General features: G+C 37.4%; 23 protein-coding genes. 15 read left to right on the top strand and 8 right to left on the bottom strand.

What is annotated here, in order from left to right:
* Positions 1-7 precede the first annotated feature (7 nt).
* The 9 genes from J9537_RS09300 (at position 8) to J9537_RS09260 (ending at position 8,563) form a co-directional block, all read left to right on the top strand.
* The gene (locus tag J9537_RS09300) at positions 8-709 is read left to right on the top strand and encodes a GntR family transcriptional regulator (RefSeq protein ID WP_218255893.1); all 702 of its coding nucleotides are present in this window, start codon (positions 8-10) and stop codon (positions 707-709) included.
* A gap of 169 nt (positions 710-878) precedes the next feature.
* On the top strand, positions 879-2,228 hold the full coding sequence (locus J9537_RS09295; protein WP_218255891.1) for a PTS sugar transporter subunit IIC: 1,350 nt from the start codon (positions 879-881) through the stop codon (positions 2,226-2,228).
* 43 nt (positions 2,229-2,271) lie between these two features.
* Positions 2,272-2,559, top strand: a complete 288-nt coding sequence (locus J9537_RS09290) for a hypothetical protein (RefSeq protein ID WP_245001250.1) — start codon at positions 2,272-2,274, stop codon at positions 2,557-2,559.
* Positions 2,556-3,644, top strand: coding sequence for a DUF871 domain-containing protein (locus J9537_RS09285; RefSeq protein WP_218255890.1), 1,089 nt, complete (start codon positions 2,556-2,558; stop codon positions 3,642-3,644). The genes J9537_RS09290 and J9537_RS09285 overlap by 4 nt, the downstream gene beginning before the upstream one ends.
* Positions 3,645-3,652: 8 nt before the next feature.
* Positions 3,653-4,759 (top strand): amidohydrolase/deacetylase family metallohydrolase, encoded by a 1,107-nt coding sequence (locus J9537_RS09280; protein WP_218255888.1) that lies wholly within the window; start codon positions 3,653-3,655, stop codon positions 4,757-4,759.
* Entirely contained in the window at positions 4,749-5,843 is a 1,095-nt protein-coding gene (locus tag J9537_RS09275) for a DgaE family pyridoxal phosphate-dependent ammonia lyase (protein ID WP_218255886.1), read from the top strand. The genes J9537_RS09280 and J9537_RS09275 overlap by 11 nt, the downstream gene beginning before the upstream one ends.
* Before the next feature lie 12 nt (positions 5,844-5,855).
* Positions 5,856-6,593 carry a 2-dehydro-3-deoxy-phosphogluconate aldolase gene (dagF, locus tag J9537_RS09270; protein WP_218255884.1) on the top strand — a complete coding sequence of 246 codons (738 nt, stop codon included), beginning with the start codon at positions 5,856-5,858 and terminating at the stop codon, positions 6,591-6,593.
* A 139-nt stretch (positions 6,594-6,732) separates the two neighbouring features.
* Entirely contained in the window at positions 6,733-7,728 is a 996-nt protein-coding gene (locus J9537_RS09265) for a sugar kinase (protein WP_218255883.1), read from the top strand.
* A 292-nt stretch (positions 7,729-8,020) separates the two neighbouring features.
* Positions 8,021-8,563 carry an ECF transporter S component gene (locus J9537_RS09260; RefSeq protein WP_218255881.1) on the top strand — a complete coding sequence of 181 codons (543 nt, stop codon included), beginning with the start codon at positions 8,021-8,023 and terminating at the stop codon, positions 8,561-8,563.
* 53 nt (positions 8,564-8,616) lie between these two features.
* On the opposite strand, the gene J9537_RS09255 is transcribed toward J9537_RS09260, so the two are convergent.
* From J9537_RS09255 to J9537_RS09245, 3 genes are all read right to left on the bottom strand, one after another.
* The gene (locus J9537_RS09255; RefSeq protein WP_218255879.1) at positions 8,617-10,365 is read right to left on the bottom strand and encodes an NADH-dependent [FeFe] hydrogenase, group A6; all 1,749 of its coding nucleotides are present in this window, start codon (positions 10,363-10,365) and stop codon (positions 8,617-8,619) included.
* A 12-nt stretch (positions 10,366-10,377) separates the two neighbouring features.
* Entirely contained in the window at positions 10,378-12,255 is a 1,878-nt protein-coding gene (gene nuoF, locus J9537_RS09250; protein ID WP_218255878.1) for an NADH-quinone oxidoreductase subunit NuoF, read from the bottom strand.
* Between the two features lie 96 nt (positions 12,256-12,351).
* Complete coding sequence (locus tag J9537_RS09245; RefSeq protein WP_218255876.1) at positions 12,352-12,852, bottom strand: NADH-quinone oxidoreductase subunit NuoE family protein; 501 nt, start codon at positions 12,850-12,852, stop codon at positions 12,352-12,354.
* A 528-nt stretch (positions 12,853-13,380) separates the two neighbouring features.
* On the opposite strand from J9537_RS09245, the gene J9537_RS09240 reads away from it, so the two are divergent.
* Both J9537_RS09240 and J9537_RS09235 read left to right on the top strand, forming a co-directional pair.
* Positions 13,381-14,328: a LacI family DNA-binding transcriptional regulator gene (locus tag J9537_RS09240; RefSeq protein ID WP_218255875.1), complete on the top strand. Its 948-nt coding sequence runs from the start codon at positions 13,381-13,383 to the stop codon at positions 14,326-14,328.
* A 41-nt stretch (positions 14,329-14,369) separates the two neighbouring features.
* Positions 14,370-14,750, top strand: coding sequence for a VOC family protein (locus tag J9537_RS09235; RefSeq protein ID WP_218255873.1), 381 nt, complete (start codon positions 14,370-14,372; stop codon positions 14,748-14,750).
* Positions 14,751-15,123: 373 nt separating this feature from the next.
* Here the strand turns inward: J9537_RS09235 and J9537_RS09230 are convergent, their stop codons facing one another.
* Together J9537_RS09230 and J9537_RS09225 are read right to left on the bottom strand one after the other, a co-directional pair.
* Complete coding sequence (locus J9537_RS09230) at positions 15,124-15,732, bottom strand: PadR family transcriptional regulator (RefSeq protein ID WP_218255871.1); 609 nt, start codon at positions 15,730-15,732, stop codon at positions 15,124-15,126.
* Positions 15,733-15,769: 37 nt separating this feature from the next.
* Entirely contained in the window at positions 15,770-16,147 is a 378-nt protein-coding gene (locus tag J9537_RS09225) for a hypothetical protein (RefSeq protein ID WP_218255869.1), read from the bottom strand.
* 223 nt (positions 16,148-16,370) lie between these two features.
* Between J9537_RS09225 and J9537_RS09220 the strand changes: the two genes are divergently transcribed.
* The gene (locus J9537_RS09220) at positions 16,371-17,183 is read left to right on the top strand and encodes a MerR family transcriptional regulator (protein WP_218255867.1); all 813 of its coding nucleotides are present in this window, start codon (positions 16,371-16,373) and stop codon (positions 17,181-17,183) included.
* A 63-nt stretch (positions 17,184-17,246) separates the two neighbouring features.
* On the top strand, positions 17,247-18,293 hold the full coding sequence (locus J9537_RS09215; RefSeq protein ID WP_218255865.1) for a BtrH N-terminal domain-containing protein: 1,047 nt from the start codon (positions 17,247-17,249) through the stop codon (positions 18,291-18,293).
* 47 nt (positions 18,294-18,340) lie between these two features.
* Here the strand turns inward: J9537_RS09215 and J9537_RS09210 are convergent, their stop codons facing one another.
* Entirely contained in the window at positions 18,341-19,816 is a 1,476-nt protein-coding gene (locus J9537_RS09210) for an AcpB/EbpR/MafR family transcriptional regulator (RefSeq protein WP_218255863.1), read from the bottom strand.
* A 1,223-nt stretch (positions 19,817-21,039) separates the two neighbouring features.
* On the opposite strand from J9537_RS09210, the gene J9537_RS09200 reads away from it, so the two are divergent.
* Entirely contained in the window at positions 21,040-21,639 is a 600-nt protein-coding gene (locus J9537_RS09200) for a PepSY domain-containing protein (protein ID WP_218255861.1), read from the top strand.
* Positions 21,640-21,717: 78 nt separating this feature from the next.
* Here the strand turns inward: J9537_RS09200 and J9537_RS09195 are convergent, their stop codons facing one another.
* The gene (locus J9537_RS09195; RefSeq protein ID WP_218255860.1) at positions 21,718-22,809 is read right to left on the bottom strand and encodes an ABC transporter permease; all 1,092 of its coding nucleotides are present in this window, start codon (positions 22,807-22,809) and stop codon (positions 21,718-21,720) included.
* Positions 22,809-23,540: an ABC transporter ATP-binding protein gene (locus tag J9537_RS09190; RefSeq protein ID WP_218255858.1), complete on the bottom strand. Its 732-nt coding sequence runs from the start codon at positions 23,538-23,540 to the stop codon at positions 22,809-22,811. Before J9537_RS09190 ends, J9537_RS09195 begins: the two co-directional genes overlap by 1 nt.
* A 282-nt stretch (positions 23,541-23,822) precedes the next feature.
* Between J9537_RS09190 and J9537_RS09185 the strand changes: the two genes are divergently transcribed.
* Complete coding sequence (locus J9537_RS09185) at positions 23,823-24,392, top strand: TetR/AcrR family transcriptional regulator (RefSeq protein ID WP_218255856.1); 570 nt, start codon at positions 23,823-23,825, stop codon at positions 24,390-24,392.
* Positions 24,393-24,503 lie beyond the last annotated feature (111 nt).

Genomic DNA, 24,503 nt, shown 5'->3' with positions numbered 1-24,503 from the left:
GGAACGTATGAAAAAAACACGTGTGTTGTATTTAGAAGTTGCAGAAAAAATAAAGGAAGATATTTTTTCCGGCAAATATCCTGTTGGTACTATGCTGCCGACGGAAACGGAGCTTGAAAAACTTTTTGATGTAAGTAAAATCACTGTTAGAAAAGCCATTGAGCTGCTCGCGGCGGATGAATATGTAGAAAAAAAGAGTGGAAAAGGGACAACCGTACTCAGTGAACGCCCCTACAATAAATTATCGAAGGCTGTTAGTTTCACTCAAATTTTAGAAAAATCAAATCTAAGCGTGGAAAAAGTCATAATTGACGTTAAAAACGTAGAGCTTAATGAATGTGATTCGGCATTTGAGTATTTTGGTTCTGAAGCGATTTGCTTTCAGCGAATGTATGTTTTAAATGGGAAGCCTTATATCTACGCGACACATTATTTGCCGACTTCTTTGGAAAGGGTTACGAAAGAAGAGTTAGAGCAAGAATCCCTCTATCGAATCCTTTATCAAAATGGATTAGACATCGAACGTTTCATGGATGATTTCCTAGCGATTGAGCTAACAAATGAGCAACAAAAACTTCTTCAAACTGAGGCAAAGGTTGCTTTGAAGAGAATGCGAAAATCGTATGACTATGATCAAAAGGTGATTGAGTATTCTGAAGCTTTTTACAATACTTCCGACCATGCGTATCAAATTGAATATGAAACTTAAGAGTGAAGCTGTGATAGATTTCTATTGCAGCTTTTTTAAATATAAAACAATTGAAAAGCTTTTTTTAAAAAGAAGTGAAAAATAAAATCTAAAAAGCGTTTACAATAGAAAATGCATATGCTATTATTCACCTTGTAAACATTATAATGTTATAAACGGAGGTTAAGAAATGGATAGACTTGTAAATTCGATTGAACAGAAATTGATGCCGTTCGCTAACAAAATTGGTACCCAGCGACATATGATGGCAATCAGAAAGGGAATCGTGGCAACGATGCCGCTGACGATCGTCGGCTCATTCTTCACGATCTTCTTGAATTTTCCGATTCCTTCAGTCGCCGCAATGATTGAACCGTATTTAGCTATTTTAGATATTCCTTTTCGTTACACAGTAGGTATTTTGGCATTATACGCAACATTCGGGATAGCTTCACAATTAGCTAAAAGCTATAAAGTTGATTCCTTAACTGCCGGAATCTTGTCAGTCATGGCTTTTCTAGTAACTGCAGCACCTCCGCTTCGCGTATTCGACAATGTGGACGGCGTTATTGATGCTGGTCGTTACATCAATATTGCAAACCTTGGTGCAGCATCATTGTTTGGCGCAATTGTGACAGCACTTATTTCAGTTGAAAGCTATCGTATTTTCATCGAAAAGAACATTACGATTAAAATGCCAGACGGAGTTCCACCAGAAGTAACCAACTCATTTATGGCGTTAATCCCCGGAGGAGCGATTTTAGTTTTATTTTGGGTGATTCGCCATATGATTGGTTTTGATATCAATGGATTCTTGAGTAATTTATTAATGCCGTTTAAAGATGTATTAGCAGGAAATAGCTTGTTTGGCGGCTTATTAACAGTTTTCTTGATTTGCTTCTTCTGGGTATTAGGAATTCATGGCCCAGCGATCATGGGGCCAGTGATTCGTCCTTTCTGGGAATTATCGATTGCTGAAAATATGGAAGCTTTTGCGGATGGTGCTAGTGCCACTGCAATGCCAAATATTTTCACTGAGCAATTTTTACAATGGTTCATCTGGATCGGCGGAGCAGGAACTACTCTGGCATTGGTCGTATTCTTCATGTTCTCAAAATCAAAATATTTAAAGAGCCTTGGCCGTTTGTCTTTCTTACCAGGACTTTTCAATATCAACGAACCGATGATTTTCGGTGCGCCGATCGTAATGAATCCACTATTAGGGATTCCGTTTATCGTAGCGCCATTAGTGACAACGACGCTGTCTTATTTCTTGACAGTCTCAGGATTAATTCCAATGATGGTCGCGCGTTATGGCTTTACCATCCCCGCACCGATTGCTGCTTGGATGAGTACCGATTGGAGTATTGGCGCAGCGATTCTGGTAATCGTCAACTTCTTAATCTCAATGGCGATCTACTACCCGTTCTTTAAAGTATTTGAAAAACAGCAGTTAGCGCGTGAAGCAGCTGAACTAGAAGCAGAAGAGAAAGCGAAAAAAGAACAAGCTGCAAGCTTGCAGGGGGCAACTTCAAATTAAGAAGTAATTGTTCAATAGCAGAAAGGATAGAGAGGATAGCCAAATGACTGTCCTCTTCGGTAATGAAATGAACTTAATTTATTTGATCCTTCTTTTTCTAGCGAGCCATATTTATTTGGAAAAGGGGAAACTACCAGAAAAATTTGAAGAAATGAAACTTAGATATATTTTATTAGGCTCTTTAGCAGGTATTACGTTAGCGATCGTGGTGGGTATCGTACTAAATATTGCTCCATTCTTGGTGATGACCGTTACGATTTGTTCGGCATCATTGATTGCTTATAAATACCGCTCAAAATTTGATGACTTGGAACGAGGAAAAAGTGTATGAAACGTGTATTAGGAATTTCGGTCTATCCAGACCACAGTGAGATTGAACAAGATAAAGCTTACATTAAGTTGGCGCATAAATATGGGTTTGGCCGTATCTTTATGAGTATGCTAGAAGTTACTGAAGGCAAAGAGGTTGTCAAAAAGAAATTTAAAGAATTGATTTTTTTTGCCAAAGAATTAGGGTATGAAACGGTTCTAGACGTAGCGCCAAATATTTTTGAAGAATTGGGAATTTCTTATGATGATATGAGTTTCTTTCATGAATTAGGTGCAGACGGCATTCGTTTGGATTTAGGCTTTGATGGAAATAAGGAAGCTATGCTGACCTATAACCCATTTGGTGTGGCAATCGAACTGAACATGAGTAATGACGTGGCATACTTAGACAATATTCTGACCTATGAAGCCAATACGCCATTTCTATATGGCTGTCACAATTTTTATCCTCAAGATGGAACGGCTCTACCTTATGATTTCTTTGTGAAATGCAGTGAACGCTTTAAAGCTTATGGGATCCGAACAGCAGCGTTTGTTTCTTCTCAAGTAGGTACTATTGGCCCCTGGGATATCAATGATGGCTTGCCAACTCTAGAGATGCACCGTCACTTGTCGGTTGAGACAGCGACAAAACATTTATTCGCCACCAACTTAATTGATGATGTGATCATCGGAAATGCCTATGCTTCAGAAGAAGAGCTAAAAGCGATGGGAGATGTGGATCGCTATCAAACTGAATTTGCCGTTGAGTTCGTATCAGATACTACTGATGTAGAGAAACAAATTGTTTTAAACGAACAACATTATCGTCGAGGAGACATCACAGATCAGATGGTTCGTTCGACTTTTGTCCGCAAAAAATACGGACAAGAAGCCAATCCACCGCATGACAATGAAATTGAGTTTCAGCCAGGTGATATTGTGATCGGAAATGATGAATTTGGTAAGTATAAAAATGAGTTGCAAGTTGTACTAAAAGCCCATAAAGATTCAAGAAAGAATAAAGTTGGGCAGATCATTGAGGATGAAAAGATTCTTTTATCATTTATTCATCCATGGTCAAAATTCAAATTCACAGAAAAGTAGGAACGAAAATGTTGGATTTAGTTGTGCGGAATGCCAAAACAATTGACGGACAGAAATTTGATTTAGGGATTTCTGATGGAAAAATAGTAGAAATAGCTGATAAAATCACAAATAAAAGTCAAAATAAACTTGCTTTAACAGATGATCAGTACCTTTCACCAGGCTGGATCGATGATCATGTCCATTGCTATGAAAAAATGAGGCTGTACTATGATTACCCTGATGAGGTCGGAGTAAATAGAGGTGTAACGACTGTCATCGATGCGGGAACAACCGGAGCAGAAAACATCGGCAATTTTTGTGAACTAGTAAAAAAGGCGAAGACCAATGTGTATGCGCTACTGAACATTTCTAAATGGGGGATTGTCGAGCAAGATGAATTAGCTGATCTAACTAAAGTCCAACATGATGCTGTTAGAGATGCAATTGAAAAATATCCAGAGTTTATCGTAGGTTTGAAAGCTCGGATGAGCAAAACAGTGATTGGTTCAAGTGGGATCGAACCCTTACGTTTAGCTAAAGAATTTCAAAGTGAATATGGTGGACTGCCCTTGATGGTTCATGTTGGCTCCGCTCCTCCTGAATTGTCAGAAATAATGGATTTGATGGATTCAGGTGATGTATTGACGCACTGTTTTAATGGTAAGGAAAATGGAATATTAGATAGAACAACTCATAAAATAAAGGATTTTGTATGGGAAGGATATAAAAAAGGAATTGTTTTTGACATTGGACATGGTACGGATAGTTTCAATTTTGAAGTGGCAAAACAGGCATTGAATGAAGGAATGATCAGTTCCTCCATCAGTTCAGATATTTATGTCCGAAATCGTCAAAATGGACCAGTCTATGATCTAGCAACAACAATGGAAAAGCTCTTCATAGTAGGGTATTCTTGGGAAGAAATCATCAAACAGGTCACAGAAGCACCAGCAAAAAATTTCTCTTTAAAAGGAAAAGGTAAACTGGCTGTTGGTTTTGATGCGGATATTACAATATTCATCCTTAAGGACTCTGAAAAAGAAGTGACAGATTCTAATGGGAATACTTGTACAGTAAAGCAGGAAATCATCCCTGTGAAAACCATCATTGGAGGTCAAGTCTATGACAATTAATTTTGAAAAGCTAGGGTTAAAAGAAGTGATTAATGCTTCTGGTCGGATGACAATTTTAGGTGTATCAAAAGTATCAGAATCGGTATTGGCAGCACAGCGTTTTGGTGGCGAACATTTTTTTGAAATGGCTGATTTAAGTGAAAAAACCGGAGCATATATTGCGCAGCTTTTAAAGGTAGATGACGCACAGATCGTTTCTTCTGCTTCAGCAGGAATTGCACAAAGTGTTGCCGCGGTCATTGGTAAAGGAGATATCTATCATGCTTATCATCCCTATACTGATCGTATCACACAACGAGAGATCATTTTACCGAAAGGCCATAATGTCGACTATGGAACTCCTGTCGAAGTAATGGTGGAGCAAGGCGGTGGGAAAGTCGTAGAGGCTGGCTATGCCAATATGTGCTCAGCAGAGCATCTAGAAATGATGATCACTGAAAATACGGCAGCAATTTTATATGTTAAAAGCCATCATACGATTCAAAAAAGTATGCTCACTGTAGAAGAAGCGGCGGCTGTTGCGAACAGAAATCAATTGCCTCTAATCGTGGATGCCGCTGCGGAAGAAGATTTATTCTTCTATTACAAGGCGGGTGCTGATTTAGTGATTTATTCTGGGGCAAAGGCGATCGAAGGACCAAGTGCTGGGTTGGTGATCGGTAAAAAGAATAAAATCAAATGGGTTCGTTTACAGGGCAAAGGAATCGGCAGAGCGATGAAGATCGGTAAAGACAATATTCTTGGTTTTACTCAGGCGATAGAGGACTATTTAAACAACGGAAGTGAATCAGGGGATTCGATGAAAAAAAGATTGGCACCATTCATTGAATCAGTCAATCAAATCGATGGCTTAACAGCTAAGGTTGTTCAAGATGGTGCCGGTCGTGATATTTACCGCGCAAACGTTCATGTTTCAGGCAATCATACAGCAAAAGAAGTCATTGCCGAGTTAAAAAAAGAATCGCCGGCTGTTTATACGAGAGAATATCAAGCCAATAATGGCGTTATCGAATTTGATATCCGTTCTGTGGATGCAAAAGAAATGGCTTTGATCGCAGCACGTTTACGTGAGATCATGAATTAAAAGGAGAAGAAAATGTCACTACAACCAAATTATTTAGAAGATCGAATTTGTTTAAACGTTTTGGCTAATTCAGTGGAAAATGCCAAGGACTGCTATGAAGCAGCTGAAAGGCATGTTATCTTAGGTGTATTGTCGAAAAATTATGAGAGTGATGAAGCTGCAATCATAGATATGAAAAATTATCAAAAGGCGACGAACAATGCGCTATCTGTTGGCTTAGGAGCGGGTGATCCAAATCAGAGTCAAATGGTTTCACGTATATCTGGAGAATTACAGCCTCAGCATGTAAACCAAGTCTTTACGGGTGTTGGTACATCAAGAGCGTTGTTAGGTCAATCTGAAACAGTTATCAATGGCTTAGTTTCACCAACAGGAAAAGTCGGCTACGTAAATATCGCGACAGGACCGTTGAGTTCGCAAGGAGCAGAAGGAATTGTCCCAATCGAAACAGCAATCAAATTATTGCAGGATATGGGTGGAAGCTCCATTAAGTATTTCCCAATGAAAGGCCTTGCTCATAAGGAAGAATTTAAAGCAGTGGCGGAGGCTTGTGCCAAGTATAATTTTTACTTAGAACCTACTGGCGGGATTGATTTGGACAACTTTGAAGAAATCATTCAAATCGCAGTAGATGCCGACGTGAAGAAAATCATCCCTCATGTATACAGCTCGATTATCGATGCTGAAACCGGCGATACACGTCCTGAAGACGTTAAAGAATTGCTTGAAATCTGTAAAAAAGTGTTGTAATAAGTTCGTTCACTTTTTACAGTTGATGTGGCAGAAGAAATATACCTATAAAAAAACAAATCGAATGATATATGGCAAGTGAAAAGAATTCATTTTTTAAATGAAAATCTACTGATGAATAAGAAGAGGGGAGTCAGCTATGAGATTTGCTGCTTTTGGCGAAGTAATGCTACGGCTATCACCGCCAGAATACCTATTATTGGATCAAACAAATGATTTACGGATGGATTACACGGGTACCGGTGTCAACATCATGGCGAATCTGGCTCAGTTTGGTTATGAGACTTCGTTGGTGACGGTATTGCCAGATAATCGGCTTGGACAAGTGGCTAAAGCAGCGATAGCAAAATACGGAATCAAGACGGATTTATTAAGGTTCGCTCATCATCATATTGGCAGCTATTTTGCCGAAAATGGGTATGGCGCACGTCCAACACAAGTGACGTATCAGAATCGTCACCATAGTTCATTTGGTCTTAGCAATCATGAGGCCTATGATTTCGAGAAAGTTGTTGTTGAGAATGATCTGGTTCAAATTTGTGGGATTTCATTAAGCTTGACGGATGATACACGTGATGCTGCGCACACTTTAGCGAAAAAAACGGCTGAGGTCGGAAAAAAAGTTTGTTTCGATTTTAATTTCCGCCCGAGTCTGAACACTGAGCCTGATAAAGTTGCCTTTATGAGGGAACAGTATGAAAAAATCCTGCCGTATTGTGATATTGTTTTTGGGAGTGTGCGAGATTTGACTGAATTACTTCAGTTAGAGATGATAGGCACGGAAGATGAGTTGATTATGCAATTCATGGATAAGTATCAGATTGAGTGGTTTGCGGGTACTAGAAGATTCTCAGAAAACAAACTAAAACAGCAAGAGGGGTTTCTTTATAGTCGTGAAGAATATGCGGTTAGTCCAAAGCGTGAATTAACAATCTTAGATCGAATTGGTGCTGGTGATGCCTATGCTGCAGGAATTTTAACGGGGTATGTGGAGAGATGGCGTTTACAAGAAACAGTTGAATTTGCTGCGATGAATGCGGTACTGGCTCATACGATTCATGGGGACGTGCCGTTGACAACGAAAGAACAGGTTTTTACCGTTTTGGAAAATCCGGGGATTGATTTGATACGCTGATTCATCTAACTATTTAAAATCATATAGAAACGAAGGAATGAATAGCTGAATAAAGCTGTTCATTCTTTTTTGTACTTTTGAAGCAAGTTTACTCCATGCAAATTAATAATAAAAGACTGCTTAATTTGGTTTTCTTTTAGATACCTAAATCTGGTACAATTATTATATTAGGAAATAACTAGTAATTATTCATGGTTTACTCATCTTCAAATGATCGTCATTCAAATCGAAATGAGAAGGGAAGTGAAGGAAAGCTATTTGTGAAACTCTGCAAATAGTCTTTTCCGAAAGTATGAATCGAAAAGCATTATGGGTTGCTCAAACAGGGGTACTATTAGCATTATTGATCGTCGTTCAAGCGGTGACTTCTGGGTTAGGGAACACCTTAGTGACAGGCTCATTGGTCAATTTGATCTTGATTGTGGCTGTTACTACTGGAGGCTTGGCCAGTGGCATTACTATCGCTTTATTATCACCGCTCTTTGCTTTTATCTTTGGTATTGGACCGGCATTCCCACAAATTGTTTTTTGTGTTGCGATTGGAAATGCTGTATTAGTTACCATCTGGCATTTCATTGCGGGCTTCAACAAAAGACAAAGTGTTACTAATTTTGTGGTAGCGACCATCATCGGAGCGGTGGCAAAATTTGGTGTCTTATACTTATCAATTGTACAGTTCGTCGTTCCAGTGTTACTTAAAATGCCTGCTCCCAAAGCAGCTATGGTTTCAGGAGCCTTCTCATTTCCGCAGTTAATTACTGCCTTAATTGGTGGAGGGCTATCAATTTTAGTCGTACCTGTGTTGTCAAAAGCATTAAATCGTCAAAGAGCATAGCAGTTAGCTAAAAAATAGGACCCTAATCGAATTTCACGATTAGGGCCCTATTTTTATGCCTTCACTTTAGTACGATCACGATAGCTTGTATGGAGAATATGATGAGCTTTTAGGCTTCCAGGTTTTTCTAAGAAATCTTGATAGATTTTTTGAACAAGTGGGTTGTCGTTTGATTTCCGCAAGCCTTTGCCTTTATCTTCAGAGTACAAAGCCGCGGCCCGTTTGGTTTTCAAATCGACAAAGTTGCGAACCGATGCAGGTTGGACAGGTTGCCCGCCGCCGTTGATACAGCCGCCGGGACAGCCCATGATTTCAACAAAATGATAGAATTTTTCGCCAGATTCGATTCGTTCTAGCAATTTCTTCGCATTGCTGATGCCGGAAGCGACCGCCACGTTGATCGTTGCTCCGCTCATTTCATAGGTTGCTTCTTTGATTCCTTTCATTCCGCGAACTTCTGTGAACTCCACTTGTTCCAGTGAATGACCAGCCAAAGTTTCCGCAGCTGTTCTTAACGCTGCCTCCATAACGCCACCGGTAGCACCGAAGATATAGCCAGCTCCCGTTGCTTCACCGAACGGATCATCGAACGATTCGTCTGCCAGTTCCACAAAACGAACCCCGGCTTTATCAATCATCCGTGCTAATTCACGAGTCGTCAACGCCACATCACAGTCAGAATATCCGGCTGCGGCTTGATCTTCACGGGTGACTTCGAATTTCTTCGCCGTACAGGGCATGATTCCGACAACAAAAATATCTTTTGGATCGATGCCTTCTTTTTCCGCATACCAAGTCTTCGCTAATGCGCCAAACATTTGCTGCGGTGATTTGCAGGTGGACAGGTTAGGAATCAATTCAGGATGATAAGCTTCTAAATACTTAACCCAACCTGGCGAACAAGAGGTAAACATTGGGAAAGGTCCATCGTTTCCAACCCGTTCTAAAAATTCATTGGCTTCTTCCATAATAGTAAAATCTGCAGCGACATTCGTATCAAAAACCTTATCAAAGCCGATTTGTCTTAATGCAGCAACCATTTTTCCTTCAACATTAGTACCGATTGGCATATTGAAAGCTTCACCAAGAGTAACTCGAATAGAAGGGGCTGTTTGTACAATCACATGCTTCGTTGGATCTTCTAATGCTTCCCAAACTTCCTGTGTTTGATCCTTTTCATGGATCGCTCCTGTTGGGCAAACAACAATACATTGGCCACAAGAGATACATGGGACATCATCTAAGTTCTGTTCATAAGCACTGCCAATATGCGTATTGAATCCGCGGTCGTTTGGTCCAATCACGCCGACAGCTTGCCATTTCGAACAAGCGGCAACACATCTGCGACATAAAATACATTTATTATTATTACGGACCATGTGCACCGCACTGTCATCGAATTCGTATTCACAGTTTTCTCCGTTGAAATAATCCTCATCTGCCACATTAAATTCTTTACATAGTTTCTGCAACTCACAATTTCCGCTACGGATGCAGGAAAGGCATTTTCGTTCATGTGTGGATAGGATCAATTCCAGTGTGACTCTACGTGAATCGAAAACTTTCTTAGAATTGGTATTGATTTCCATTCCTTCACTAATTGGATAAACACAAGCAGTCACTAAACTGCGAGCACCTTTAACTTCCACCACACACATACGGCAAGCGCCAATTTCGTTAATTTCTTTTAAAAAGCACAAAGTAGGGATTTCAATGTTGTTGATTCGAGCTGCTTCAAGAATCGTCGATCCTTCAGGAGCAGTACAAATTTTTCCGTTGATTGTTATCATAACTTCTTTCATTTGCTCCACCTCCTATATGACCGTGATCGCATCATAGCGACAAGTATCAATACATAAGCCACATTTCGTACAGATCGACTGATCGATTTCATGGACTTGTTTCACTTCACCACTGATCGCACTAACTGGACAACCTTTAGCACATGCTCGACAGCCTGTACATTTATCAGGCAAAATTCGATATTGAATCAAGTTCTTACATACGCCAGAAGGACATCGACGCTCTTCAACATGGGCCAAGTACTCATCCTTGAAATATCGGAAGGTCGAAAGTACAGGGTTTGGAGCGGTTTGACCAAGTCCACAAAGGGAATTTTCCTGTATGTGGTGACAAAGTTCTTCCATTCGATCCAAGTCTGCTAGAGTTGCTTTTCCCATAGTAATTTTTTTTAAAATTTCTAAAAGACGTTTCGTCCCCACACGACAAGGTACACATTTTCCGCAACTTTCTTCAACGGTGAACTCAAGGAAGAACTTAGCAATGTCCACCATACAATTATCCTCGTCCATAACAATTAGACCGCCAGACCCCATCATTGAGCCGATTTTCTTTAAATTTTCATAATCAATCGGAACATCGTAATGCTCTTGTGGGATACAGCCACCTGAAGGACCACCTGTTTGAGCGGCTTTAAATTTCTTGCCTTCAGGTATACCTCCGCCAATATCTTCAACAATTTCTCGCAAAGTCGTTCCCATTGGGATTTCAACCAGGCCAGTATTTTGAATTTTTCCTCCTAAAGCGAAAACCTTCGTTCCTTTCGATTTTTCCGTTCCAAAACTAGCAAACCATTCAGGACCTCTTAAGATAATTTGAGGAATGTTGGCTAAGGTTTCAACGTTGTTTACGATTGTCGGCTTTCCAAACAATCCTTTTACAGCAGGGAATGGAGGCCGAGGACGTGGTTCACCACGATGTCCTTCGATACTTTCTAGTAATGCAGTTTCTTCGCCACAAACAAATGCTCCCGCGCCTAAACGCAGGTCTAAATCAAAGGAAAAATTACTGCCAAAGATATTTTTTCCTAGAACACCTTCTTTGCGAGCTTGTTTGATTGCGATTCGTAATCGATTAACAGCAATCGGGTATTCTGCTCGCACATAAATATATCCTTGGTTTGCTCCAATCGTATATCCTGCGATAGCCATTGCTTCGATAACAGCATGAGGATCTCCTTCCAAAACTGATCGATCCATAAACGCACCAGGATCTCCTTCATCAGCGTTACAGATAACATACTTTTGATCGGATTGGATAGCTTTAGCAAATGACCACTTCATAAAGGTAGGAAAACCAGCGCCGCCGCGTCCTCTTAGCCCTGAGGTCTCTAAGGTATTCAACACATCATCTCGTGAATACTCGTTGACTACTTTTGCTAAGGCTTGATAGCCATCGAAAGCAATGTATTCTTCGATCTTTTCAGGATTGATCCGCCCACAATTTCGCAGGGCGACACGCTTTTGTTTATGATAAAAAGGTGTATCCATCAATTTATTGATAATTTCTTTCGTTTCGTTATCGTGGTACAAAAGTTTCTCAACTAGTTTTCCTTTAACTAAATGATCTGAAACAATTTTTTTTGCATGCTTTGGCTGTACTTGGTGATAGAAGACGGCCTCTGGATAAATAATGACAATTGGTCCTTGAGCGCATAATCCAAAACAGCCAGTTTTTACAATATTTATTTTGTCTGTTAACTCATGTTTTGCCATTTCTTCTTTTAAAGCTTCAACAAACTCACCACTTTTAGAAGAAATGCATCCTGTACCGGCACAAACTAATATTTCCTTTTCGTACTGATTTTCATTGAGACCTTCATCGTCCAAACGCATTGTTACGGTTTGACGATATGTATCTCGAAGTTCCTTTAATTCATTCCAATCTCTCATATTTTTTACTCCTGACTCATGAGGCTTTATTCAACGACAACGTTCTTTCCAAAAGATTTTTATACACCTTTTGAAAAATAAAGGAGCAACAACCAGTTATTCTTTCTTTTGATACGTTAACAATACTTTGTCGGCCTTCTTCTTAGATAGGCGACCATAAACTTCTTCATTTACAGTTAAGACAGGTGCTAAGCCACAGGCACCAATACAACGGCATGATTCCAAGGTGAATTTCCGATCGGTTGTTGTTTCACCAGGTTCGATATTTAGTTCCGTTGAAAACGAATCTAAAATATCTCCTGCACCTTTTACATAGCAAGCAGTTCCCATACAAATACTAATCGTATGTTCTCCTTTAGGGACGAAAGTGAACTGCGCGTAGAAGGTTGCTGTACTGTAAAGTTCCTCCATGGGAAGTTCCAGCTCTTTAGAAAGCCTTTTCAAAACTTCGATTGGTAAATAGCCGTAGATTCTCTGTGCCTCTTGTAGAGCGGGCATTTGCGCGCCTCGTTGGCCTTTTAACTCCTCGATATAAGCTTGAAACTCTTGATACTGGCTTTCAGTTTCAATAAATTCAAATACTGCTTCTGTACTCATAAATCTATGCCTCCTCCTTCCTAATGTTAAATCAAATTTTCTGACTACTCATCATAATTTTATTTGAAAAAATTATTCTATATAAAATAAGTATATCAAAAATATCAGCATCTTTGTGATTAATCAGACAAATGAGAATGAGAACTGTTCTCGAATAATCTTCGTTGCATTAATAGACATTGTTTTTATAGGGGTGAATGAACTAAAAAGATTTGATATAGATAAAAAATTTGTTATCTAAAAATTGTGAATGATGATTAGTAAAAGCACATAAAGAAGGCTGAATATTTTAGATTTATTTAACACAGTGTTATTTTAATTTCTTTGATGAAAATATGGAGAAGGAAAATAAAACTTAAAAAAGATTTGTTTAGTTATTTTTACCTGATAATTGTTCTAGCTGCATGATTCATTTTTGGCAGAAAAAGAGGAGAAAGATGAACGGACCATGATAAAATAGTTTATTGACATGGGACGCGTCCCATAGGTTACATTGGTAGTGTAAACTGTCTTTAGGAGGAAGTCCCAATGGTAAATATCCGCGACATTGCAAAAATTACAGGTGTCTCTAAGTCAACGGTTTCACGGGTAGTTAACAAGCATCCATACGTTTCAGAAGATATCCGAAAGAAGGTACAATCCGTGATTGAGGATACAGGGTATGTGGTTAATGGCAATGCAGTAAAATTGAGTAATGGCAAAAATTATACACTTGGTGTTACCTTGCCTTATAACAGCTCTTGTTACGATAGATTAGTAAATAGCTTGCTGTTTCATGCAAGAGAAAAGGGGTATCAGGTTTTACTTCTACCGACTTATTATGATGAAAAAGCAGAAAAGGAGTATTACTCACTATTAGAGAAACGAATGATTGATGGATTAGTGTTGGTTTCTCGAGCGAAAAATTTAAAAAATTGGGACAAGCTCAACTCTAGAGGTCGAATTATTTCTACTGAAAAGGTTGATGATCCAAAAATTCCTATGATTTATCCAGACCGTACTATGGTATACCATCGGTTGTTTAAGGAACTTGGTCAGAAGGGATTTTCCAAGGTGGTCTTCACTAATAAACGAGCACTTTCTGAGAGCATTAGTGCTAAAGATAAGGCAAAGGGCTATCAAAAGTACTTCGGTGAGGTAATAACTGGTGAGAATTTCTTTCCAGGAATTGAAGGGTTCAATGACGGTTATTATTGGGCAAAAGAAACTTACAAAAAAAAGACGATTCCTGAGGTGATTTATGCGAGTGCAGATGATACAGCAGCAGGGATTATTCATGGGCTCCAAGAAATAGGCTTCCTTCACAAGCAGGATTATCATATTATTGGTGAAGGAAATTTACCCTATAGTCAGTTATTAAATTTTACTACAATTGATTTTCTTGCAGAGGACATTGGATTTGAAGTAGTGGATTATATTCTATCTAAGCAAGAAATGATTCATAAAGCTAAGGAGCCATTAATTATCAGAAGATAAAATACAATAGAAAATTTTGATTTAGGAAAGGAAATAAGAGAATGCATATCGAGCACGTAGCAATTTGGACGAAGGATTTAGAAAAAATGAGAGAGTTTTATGAAAAGTATTTTAATGTTCGCAGTTCAGAGCGTTATCATAATAAAAGAACTGGTTTTCAATCATATTTTGTCAGCTTTGATTCAGGAAGTCGCTTAGAGCTGACCTCTAAGCAACATCTTTCTAACAGGATAGCAGATAGTTTAGGTTACACGCATTTGGCGATTTCAGTTGGAACAAAGGTGGATGTCGATGCGTATGTTGAAACATTCTTAGCAGATGGTTTTCCATTGTTGAGTGGACCTAGAACTACTGGAGATGGTTATTATGAAGCGGTCATCCAAGATCCTGAAGGGAATTTGATTGAGCTTACAACAGATTAAATTATTTTATGTTATGAGAAGTTGAATAATTGGTTGCTTTTGTTTGGCCAGGTAAAAAAACTTCAATCATGTTGAGAAGTATCTTTAATCAACAAATGTGATTGAATAATTCAAATTGCTATCATAGATTTGTGAAAAGGAAATGGCTCTCGTTATTACAGATGAAGATAAAGGGCGATAAATGAGAGTTTTGAAACATTCATGATATAGCTTAATTTAATAAAGAGCTGATTTTTATATTGAATCGGTTCCAGCGGAAGAAAATATAATATATGTATAGGGATACCCAAGCACATCGTTTCACCAACTAGGTCATCCAGTATCTCTATAAATAATGGAGCGATTATTGCAATAAAAAAGAGTAGTGATTTTTTCACTGCTCTTTTTTGGACGGTTCTAAATTAAGTAGTTTCCTAAATTGTTTAAACCATTGAATTTCAAATTTTGCCTTTTCAATTCCTAGATCCAAAGTTGCGTATTGAAAACGGGCGATATCCTCCACATTTTTTAAGGTCATGAATTCAACGGCACCACCGCGCTCTTTTAAATCATTAATAATAGTTTCATCAAATTGAAAGCGAGAACCTATCCTTTCACTGAGTTTTTCTAAAGATGCCAGTTCTTGTTCCAATTCTTTAATATAATTTGCTAGTAATTCATCTCGTTTTGTTTCGTTAGTAAACCCCATAAAAAATAATTTACTTAATTCCATATTCTTTTCCTTGTAAAGGATCGGTTGAGAAATTGCTTTTTGAAAATATTCTTTTCCAGTATCAGTAATATAATAAACTTTTTTATTTACTCCACTGTCAACTCGTTCCTTAAAGGTGATCATGTTTTTGCTCAGCAGCTTTTTTAAAGCTGCTTGGATGCTGCCGGTACTATCGCTGCTAACGGTTGAAAGGGAATTTTTAATTGATTGACGTAGTTCGTAAATTGTTGATGCTTGAATCATTAGAAAACCTAAGATAATAGTGTCCATTTTTCCAACTCCTCAGAAAGCTATATCATTAAAAAAATTATAAAAAGGCTGTTGCGAAAAAGCATATAGATCCAATCAAGGCCAAAGGTGTCATTACATATTTTTCTTTTTTACTGAAGGACATAAGATTCATGCCAGTATTCAACAGCAAGTAAAATCCGAAGAAGATGCAGATTCCACGTGCTAGCGAAAAAGAGATGTTCAATGAAATAATTTTGCCAACATAAAGGACAGAGAAGATCGCTATTAATTGAAAAACGAAAGCACTGCCACTAACAAAACGCATTTTAACTGGTAGAACCTTATGTTTTCCTCCCATAGTAAACTCACCAAACGGAAGTCCCAGTGTCACTAATAAGGTTAATACTGCCATCATTCCAAAAATCACTGCCCCAATGATTGAAAATAATTCCATTTTGTTTCCCCCTAAATTGTTTTATGATGTTTGGTAATCTGTTCAATCCGCTACTTGTCAAACGAAATTGTAAAAATTTTCTGCCTTTATATTACTAATAGTAACATTACTAAAAGTAATACGCAATCTCTTTTAAAATTTTTTTGAATTTGTGATTGACTCCCACGTTACGTGTGACTCTATACTATAAGTAAGCTAGCGAAACAAAAAAGGAGAAAACTAAATGTTTAAAATTGGAGAATTCTCAAAATTATCAAACACTACAGTTCGCACATTAGACCATTATGCCACGTTAGGTCTTCTAAAACCGAAAGGAATTGATGATCAAACCAATTATCGATACTACTCGGCGGACCAATTGGCACAACTCAATCAAATCAAATTGTTGCAGCAAACGGGTTTGCCTTTAAAAACAATCAAGGAAATTATTGACACCAATGATTTAGATTTTTTAGAGAAACATTACACACTTCAAGAAGAAAAATTGCAGGAAGACTTAGATGAGCTGTTGAAAAAACAGCGAATGGTCTCTTTACTCAAGCAGAAGATGAAAGAAGGAAAAAGCATGACTCAATATAACGTAGTAGTAAAGGAAGTTCCAGAAAGAAATGTGCTCAGTGTTCGCAGTGTAATCGCGGATTACACGTTGGAAGGGGACTTGTGGCAAAAATTGCAGCAAGGTTTGAAAGAAACGAATGCTAAAATGAAGCAGCCGCCATTGAATATGACTCTTTTTCATGATGTGGAATATGTCGAGAAAAATGCGGATGTTGAAGTTCAAACAAGTGTGGTTGGAGACTACCCTGAAGTTCACACCGTTGAGTTCAAAAAAGAGCCAGCCTTTATCATGGCTTCGGTGACCTTCAGCGGCAGCTTTGAGCAAATGCCGCAAGTGACTCAAACTATCGCCGAGTGGTTAGAAGCAAACGAGTATAAAATCGTTGGTCCTATGATCAATATTGGTCACGTTTCTCCAGGAGAAGATCCAAATCCAGAAAACTGGGTGACTGAATCAGGTTTTGTTGTTTCAAAATAAGCTTAGTATCTAGCAGTTAATTCTTTTATCTAACCGCTTTTTATTATTGAAAGGATAAGCACGATGAAACATATTATTGAAGCATTTCATCCCTCGGGAGGGAAGCACTGTATTACTAATGCTTTAAAGCAGGTTTTTGACTATTATCATCGACCACTATCTGAAGCTATGCTCTTCGGTATTGGTTCTGGCTTGTCATTTACTTACATCAACTTAGCCCACTCGCCGATGATTTCTGGCAGATCAAAACCAATCGAGTTTGAAGCAAAGCTTGCGGAACGTTTAGGAGTTCGTATCAAATGTCGCCAACCGAAAAACTATCCAGTAGCTCTAGCTAAAACGAAAAAACTGATTCAGAAAAATAAACCTGTTTTGATTTATGTGGACATGCCGTTTCTAAATTATTTAAACATGGATCGAAACAGTCATTTTGGCGGACATGCTGTCGTATTATTTGGCTATGATGATGAAAATCAAGAGTTTTATCTAACTGATCGTGATTGCGCGGATTATCCCATTCGTACACCTAAAGGAAAAATCGCCTGTGATTATCATCGGGTCAGCTATCAAGAAATGGAACGTGCACGAAATAGCAATTTTAGACCCTTTCCAGCAAACAATAAATATCTAGAGTTTGATTTTTCATCTTACGAGGGAATTCAAAAAAGGGAACTTATTGCTGCTATAAAAGAGACCTGTGACAATATGCTGTGTCCTCCAGCTAAGTTGTTAGGAATCAATGGAATCATCAAGTTTTCGCAAGAAATTTTAAAATGGAAATCTTTTGACCAAAGTAAAAGGAAAATCGCTGGTATAACGAACTACTTCCAGATTAGTGAAGATGGTGGTACAGGAGGAGGCGCCTTCCGAAAAATGTACGGAGAGTTTTTAATCGAGGCCAATCAGTTGTTTAACAATCAGAGGCTTGAGCAGATTGGTCAAGGTTTCATGAAACTGGGAGAAGACTGGGATTCGCTTGCAGAAGAGTTATGGCAGCTGGGAGCGACGGGTGATGACAGTTTATTATGCACATTAAGTGAACACACTCGTACATTAGCGGATACCGAAAAAATTCTATTGGAAGAGCTAGAATTTTCGATATGTAAATAAAGTAATAAAACAGTAAATTGAACAGAAATACTGTTCAATTTACTGTTTTACTCGTTCAAATAATCTAGCTGTTTAATTAACGTATTCATTCTGAAGTCATCAATTTTTCTTCCCAAAGCAGCCAGACTTTTTATTGATGGGACGTCCTCTAAAACAAATAATCTTTCCTCAGGGATTATTGGAGTAGAAAAATTTGTCACATAAAGGTCAGAAATTAATGAATCAGACGCGACTTCAGCATAAATTTTTTCGGACTGAACATCCAACAAAAGTTTATCATGAAAATTTTTATTCAGATAATAGGCGAGAAGTTGAGCATGTTTTGGTCCTAAGTCACTACAGACTTCAGTAAGGACAGGTCTTCTTAATTGATCTAATTGCTTTGGAAGATCCTCCCAATAAATAAATAGCTCAAATAAAACTTGATGATAGTACATTGTGTACCAAGGAAATCGGTTTTTTGATTCTTGATCCTTTAAGATTTTTTCTAAGACCTTACTAAAAACAGCAAAATCTCGTTGAATAGTCAAACTATTGTATAGCTGTCTGTTATAAGCAATGTACGTTTCATAGGGATAGGTTTTGTAGGAGTTATAGACCGTTTTAAATAATGAAATACAGTTTTTACGGCTTTCATTAGAAATAGTAATTCCTAAAGCATTGACGATTAAATCGATTATATTATCACTAAAGCGTTCGATTCGTTCCTCTTCAGCTAAATTATCCCAGCTGAAATCATACCAAAAAATAGTTTGGATCAAATCTTTCTTTACCAGTTCAGTAATAGGTAGAGAGAAACTAGACAGTAACTCAGTGATTAGTGTTTCATACAAGAGCGTTTTTTCACTAGATAAGTCACGCTTATCTGAGTTAAGAAATCCTTGCTGTTGTCGAATGATACTAACGGCTATTAAAAAGGAGAGCTCAGCCCTTTGCAGGAAGTTCAACTTTAGATCAAAATGCCTATCTATTTGATTAACAGTAGTCCAGACTACTTTTTGATCTAACTGGAAGGGCCATTCATAGACATCATAAACTTCTAAAAAATAAGCAGCCATGAATAAACGAACTTGAAGCTCGTTCGTTCCAGTTAGCATCAGATTATTACGATCAATTTGTAAACCCCGCATCTTTAGTCCTTCATTTAATTTGACGATGCGGCGATACAGACTTGATGAACTGAGAAAAAGTTCCTTTTCTAATTCAGTTCGTAATTTTCCAGGTTGAAAAAAAAGAATTTCCAAAAGTTGAAAAGTTGGAGATTCTTTTAAAATATCAGAAAAGACTTCACGTACGGTATAGTTATGTTTTTCACTTAGATGTAAGTCTCCAGAGGTATTTCTTTCGATTTGTAGAATAGCATTCCATCGTTCTTCAATTTCTTGGCAATCATTTACAATTGTTTTTGGAACCGCATCCACGATTTTCGCTATTTTTTTTACAGATACATAGCTGTTAGTTGTTCGAAGTAATTCAATTATCTTAATTTGACGATTTTGGGTAGAAGATAAGGCATGTCTCATGTTAAACCCTCTTTCAATCGATTGATACCTTTAGTATATAGTAAAATTTCTCAACTGAAAATAAATAATATAATTAATATATAAAGTCCTTTTTGTTTTGAAAATTGGAAGAATTATTGATTTGTTTGTGTAATACTCGTTATATATGGAGGAATGTATAGAGTGAATAAAATAATAGATGGGTTTAAGTTGAAAGTAATCGCAATCTTGGCAATGCTGTTGAACCACATCGATAGTGGTTTCAGTATATACGAACAATCTAGCTTAGCTTTTTTCTTTACTGAATTTATTGGGAAGCTAACCTTTCCAATTATAGCATATCTCTTAGTGGAAGGATTTTTTTTACATGTAATCGAAAACTTTATGCTATAAGAATGATGTTTTTTGGCTGATTTCTATTTATCCTTTTTATCTCCTCTTTAATGGAAAAAATCCCTTCACTCTTATTGAATTAGTAAATAATATTTTTTTCACTTTACTAATAGGATTGCTACTAATGATAGTTTATGAGAAAGTTGCTTCATCCTTCTTGAGGTATTTAGTGGTTTTATTCTTTACGATGGCGGCTATGTTTTCTGATTGGCCTTTGGTCGGTGTCTTACTGATTTGTGGTTTTTACAGATGGAAAAATACGAAGTGGGACGTCCAATTACCAATTATATATACGACATTTTTTTACGTCGATGCTGATATTAATATATGTCTCTTCACCTCAATCAATGCCATTTTCTCAAGTTTTTTCTGGATTAGATATGCTAATAGTCATCCCGTTACTCGTTGCATATAGCGGTGAAAGAGACTATTCGCCAAGTTGGGTAAAATGGGGATTTTATAGTTTTTATCCTTTACATTTAGTTGCTTTAGCGTTGATTCATCAAGTGATTCAATGAAGTGATTTTAGAAGAAACATGTGAATTTTAATGAGACTAGAAAAATCGCGGGTCGCAATTTATTTTATAAAAAACTATTAATAAACAATTCAATCGGCGATGATAAGTGGAAGATTATACCTGATTTTTAACAGAAAAAAGACTCTGTTTTAAGGTTTCCTTTGAAAGAGTAAAGTGTAAAACTTAGAATTATCATCAAAATAACTAAAAATTTTACAGATTCTCAAATAAATGAGATGATTCAAGTAGTGTAATAGGACTTTAGACGGGTCCAAAATAATCTATAATGATTGTAAAATGGTATAAACAAAATGAAGCAAGGGGAGGATATTTTTGAAGAAGGTAATTATTTTAGGTTTATCAGTTGCATTGTTAGGTGGTCTAGCAGGCTGTAATTCAGATTCGGAGGAATCAATCAGTTCGAGTTCTACCTCACAACAGACAAGTCAAACAAGCAAAAGTCAATCAAGTAGTCAACAAAATACAGATTTTAAGGTTAATGTAGAGGATGCGATCAAAGAATATCAAAAGGAATATCCAGATAGCGATATTACTTCAATTGATTTAGAAACTTCTTTTGGGAACTATTTTTACAAAATCGAAGGGGTCGACGACAATAAAGAATATGAAGTCCGAGTGGACGCCGATACGAAGAAGGTCTCTAAAGAACGTGAAGAAGAATTAGATATGGAAGACAAAGAAGGTGTAAAAAGAAAAGAAGACAAGCTGAACATAGATAATCTTTTAAGCATCGAGAAAGTTTCCGAAATTGCTACAGAAAATGTTGGCAGCGGGAAAGCGACTGAATGGAGCTTAGACAAGGATATGGGGATTACCTATTGGGAAGTCAAAGTAATCGATGGACAGAAAGAAACAGAAGTAAAGATCAATGCACAATCTGGGGATATTTTAGAAACTGAAACGGATGATTAATGCTTTAAAAGAAGCTCATGGAGATAGTTATCCATGAGCCTTTTATATTTAGCCTGAGGAAATTATTCGTTCAGATTATTAAACTTTTCGATATCGTTTAAGCCCAATAATATTTAGAATAGTAAAGACAGCGATGAAGAGTACGAGAACGGCTAGATCAAGCCAAATGTTCTCCCATCCTTGTCCCTTGATCATAATATTAGTTAATGCATTACCCGCGTAGCTGAGAGGGAAGATGTAAGCAAGATCACGTACCCAGTCTGCCATGGTATCTAATGGAATCAATCCTGAGAAGAATACCTGTGGGATAACGATCAACGGAATAAACTGAACCATTTGAAATTCCGAACTAGCAAATGTCGAGACAAAAATTCCCACTGCCAATGCGGTTAATGCAATAAGAATATTAGTCAATATTACCCATAATAAACTACCGACTATTTGCAGATCGAGGACATAAATAGAGAAAAAGACGATAATAAAAGTTTGCAGAATCGCAAAAAGGCCATAACCGACTAAGTAGCCCATAACAATTTCGCTTCTTTTTACAGGTGTTGCTAGCAATCGCTCTAACGTTCCGCTGGTTCGTTCGCGAAGAAGGGCGATTCCAGAAATCAAGAAAACAAAGAAGAACACGAAAAATCCAATTAAAATTGGAAAGATTTTATCAAAGAAAGTACTGTTTGCATCACCGTAAACATACGAGTCTTTGATTTTAAAATTTTGAATAGTTATCGGTTTTTGTGCTTGAACAGCTAATTCCTGAAGCTCTTTACTCATCTCTTTCATTTTGTTAGCAGTCAAAATATTTTGAATTATCCCTTTAATTTGGGCAGTACTGCTAGGGTCTTCATTCTCATAGGAAACATGAAGGGTTGATCCGTCAAGAGTGATAAAGGCATCTAAATCATTTTCCTTCATAGTGTCGTGAATATTTTTAGTATCGGAATATTTTTTGGTTTTGACTTCATCTGAAGGGAAACTTTTCACTAAAGAGGAGGGAACTGTTTGGTCGACTCCGATTTTGACATGTGTTTCAGAATTGGAATCAAAAACAACGTTCATCAAGGATAAGACAATAACTGGCGCAATCAACATAAGGGCTAACGTTCTCTTATCACGGATTAATTCTTTGACTACACGGGTTAAAATTGCATTAAAGCGCATCATTAGCTTTCCACCTCGGCTTTTAAGAAGACTTCTTCAATTGAATCAGCCTCAAATTTTTGTTTCAACTCAGTAGGGGTTCCAAACGCGAACAGCTTTCCATCGATAATTAATCCGACGTAATCACATTTTTCGGCTTCATCCATGACATGAGTAGTGACAACGATGGCTTTATTCTGATCGGCCAAAGAACGAAGCTGGTCCCAAATTGCCACTCGCAAGCTAGGATCGATTCCTACTGTTGGTTCATCCAAAACGATTAAATCTGGGTTGGACAAGAGTGTAGTCGCTAAGGATAGTCGTCGTTTCATTCCACCTGAATATGTTTTGACAGTTTGATTTAGAAAATCCGTTAAATTGACTAAAGACATATTTTTATCGATCGCTTGTTTCAGTTTATCCTTTTCCATTCCCATCAGGTGACCGAAGAAAATCAAATTTTCTTTGGCAGTCAGCTCATTGTATAAAGCATCGCTTTGTCCCATGTAGCCGACACGACCTAAGATTTTTCGGTTAGGCATTTTGGTTTCGAAAATGGTCGTTTCCCCTTTGTCTAACTTTTCCATTCCCAGCAAACATTTTATAGTTGTAGACTTTCCAGCACCACTTGGTCCGATCAATCCTAAAATTTTTCCGGATTCAATTTGAAGATTGACATCTTGTAAGACCTCACGCTTACCAAAAGCTTTGTAAGCGTGAGAAATTTTCGCTACAGCATCATTTTCTGTCGTCAAAATATGTTCCTCCTGTTCTTCTTTTCGATTTTTCGTTTTACAATGTTAATGAATTAGATGGGAAAAATGAAGGCTGTTAACACAATAGAACAAATTTTTTTTGTACATAATCTATTTACTGAACTGCTAAAAGTCTAGGATAGAGATAGCATAATAGACAGACTGTCTATCATTTTGTACTATATGGATTATAGAACGACGAATTTGTGATGCAAGAAAAGAACTCTAATAATGGACATATTATAAAAAAATGTTCACTATGTTGTGAAAGGATATACCACGTTGAAGGAAAAAGACCTACGTTACTATCGAACTCGTAAAAATATTTTATCGGCAATGACTAGATTGCTACAAACGAAAGCATTTGAGCAGATTACTGTAACGAATATTTGTGAGGAAGCAGAAATCAGCCGCAGCGGTTTTTATCTGCACTATGTAGATAAATACGATTTAGTAGAAGTCAATTTAAAAGAATTTCGGGATCAGGCGAATCAATTTATTTTCTCAAATGCCGATACCAGTAAAACAGCTTTGTTTTCTAATATGTTGGCCTATCTCCAAAGTGATGGTAAGTTAATCGCCGCTTTAATTTCAGAAAATGGATCGGTCGAGGTTCAAAATTATATTAAACGTATGATGCAAGAAAACGCCCGAATCAATATTTTTCCGAATTTAGATTTAAAGATCAAGAATGAGATTGAAGAACATTACGCGTTATTGTTTTTAAGTAATGCGCTGTTTGGTGTTTTACAGGATTGGATCAATCGAGGACAAAAGGAATCACCAGAAGAATTGGTTAGGATAATGGACCGATTAATAACCTTTGATTTTAAGAAATCGGAAAAGCTTTAAAGAGATTCAATGCTCTTTAAAGCTTTTTTTTACGGATGAAATGAAGCCGCAATATTTCATGTGTATTCAAGAAAGTTTCCTTCTATTAGTGAAAAAAGAACATATATATAG

This window comes from Enterococcus raffinosus (assembly GCF_019175485.1).
Taxonomy (GTDB): domain Bacteria; phylum Bacillota; class Bacilli; order Lactobacillales; family Enterococcaceae; genus Enterococcus_A; species Enterococcus_A raffinosus.
Note: the sequence above shows the minus strand (reverse complement) of the source record. Positions and strands in the feature narration are given on the sequence as shown.

Excerpts from the sequence above, each read along its gene's own strand:
- J9537_RS09265 (WP_218255883.1), top strand. The coding sequence starts at position 6,733 with ATGAGATTTGCTGCTTTTGGCGAAGTAATGCTACGGCTATCACCGCCA.
- J9537_RS09195 (WP_218255860.1), bottom strand. The coding sequence starts at position 22,809 with ATGATGCGCTTTAATGCAATTTTAACCCGTGTAGTCAAAGAATTAATC.
- J9537_RS09220 (WP_218255867.1), top strand. The coding sequence starts at position 16,371 with ATGTTTAAAATTGGAGAATTCTCAAAATTATCAAACACTACAGTTCGC.
- J9537_RS09210 (WP_218255863.1), bottom strand. The coding sequence starts at position 19,816 with ATGAGACATGCCTTATCTTCTACCCAAAATCGTCAAATTAAGATAATT.
- nuoF (WP_218255878.1), bottom strand. The coding sequence starts at position 12,255 with ATGAGAGATTGGAATGAATTAAAGGAACTTCGAGATACATATCGTCAA.
- J9537_RS09215 (WP_218255865.1), top strand. The coding sequence starts at position 17,247 with ATGAAACATATTATTGAAGCATTTCATCCCTCGGGAGGGAAGCACTGT.
- J9537_RS09225 (WP_218255869.1), bottom strand. The coding sequence starts at position 16,147 with ATGGAATTATTTTCAATCATTGGGGCAGTGATTTTTGGAATGATGGCA.
- J9537_RS09260 (WP_218255881.1), top strand. The coding sequence starts at position 8,021 with ATGAATCGAAAAGCATTATGGGTTGCTCAAACAGGGGTACTATTAGCA.
- J9537_RS09240 (WP_218255875.1), top strand. The coding sequence starts at position 13,381 with ATGGTAAATATCCGCGACATTGCAAAAATTACAGGTGTCTCTAAGTCA.
- J9537_RS09290 (WP_245001250.1), top strand. The coding sequence starts at position 2,272 with ATGACTGTCCTCTTCGGTAATGAAATGAACTTAATTTATTTGATCCTT.
- J9537_RS09300 (WP_218255893.1), top strand. The coding sequence starts at position 8 with ATGAAAAAAACACGTGTGTTGTATTTAGAAGTTGCAGAAAAAATAAAG.
- dagF (WP_218255884.1), top strand. The coding sequence starts at position 5,856 with ATGTCACTACAACCAAATTATTTAGAAGATCGAATTTGTTTAAACGTT.
- J9537_RS09295 (WP_218255891.1), top strand. The coding sequence starts at position 879 with ATGGATAGACTTGTAAATTCGATTGAACAGAAATTGATGCCGTTCGCT.
- J9537_RS09235 (WP_218255873.1), top strand. The coding sequence starts at position 14,370 with ATGCATATCGAGCACGTAGCAATTTGGACGAAGGATTTAGAAAAAATG.
- J9537_RS09285 (WP_218255890.1), top strand. The coding sequence starts at position 2,556 with ATGAAACGTGTATTAGGAATTTCGGTCTATCCAGACCACAGTGAGATT.
- J9537_RS09280 (WP_218255888.1), top strand. The coding sequence starts at position 3,653 with ATGTTGGATTTAGTTGTGCGGAATGCCAAAACAATTGACGGACAGAAA.
- J9537_RS09230 (WP_218255871.1), bottom strand. The coding sequence starts at position 15,732 with ATGGACACTATTATCTTAGGTTTTCTAATGATTCAAGCATCAACAATT.
- J9537_RS09245 (WP_218255876.1), bottom strand. The coding sequence starts at position 12,852 with ATGAGTACAGAAGCAGTATTTGAATTTATTGAAACTGAAAGCCAGTAT.
- J9537_RS09275 (WP_218255886.1), top strand. The coding sequence starts at position 4,749 with ATGACAATTAATTTTGAAAAGCTAGGGTTAAAAGAAGTGATTAATGCT.
- J9537_RS09255 (WP_218255879.1), bottom strand. The coding sequence starts at position 10,365 with ATGAAAGAAGTTATGATAACAATCAACGGAAAAATTTGTACTGCTCCT.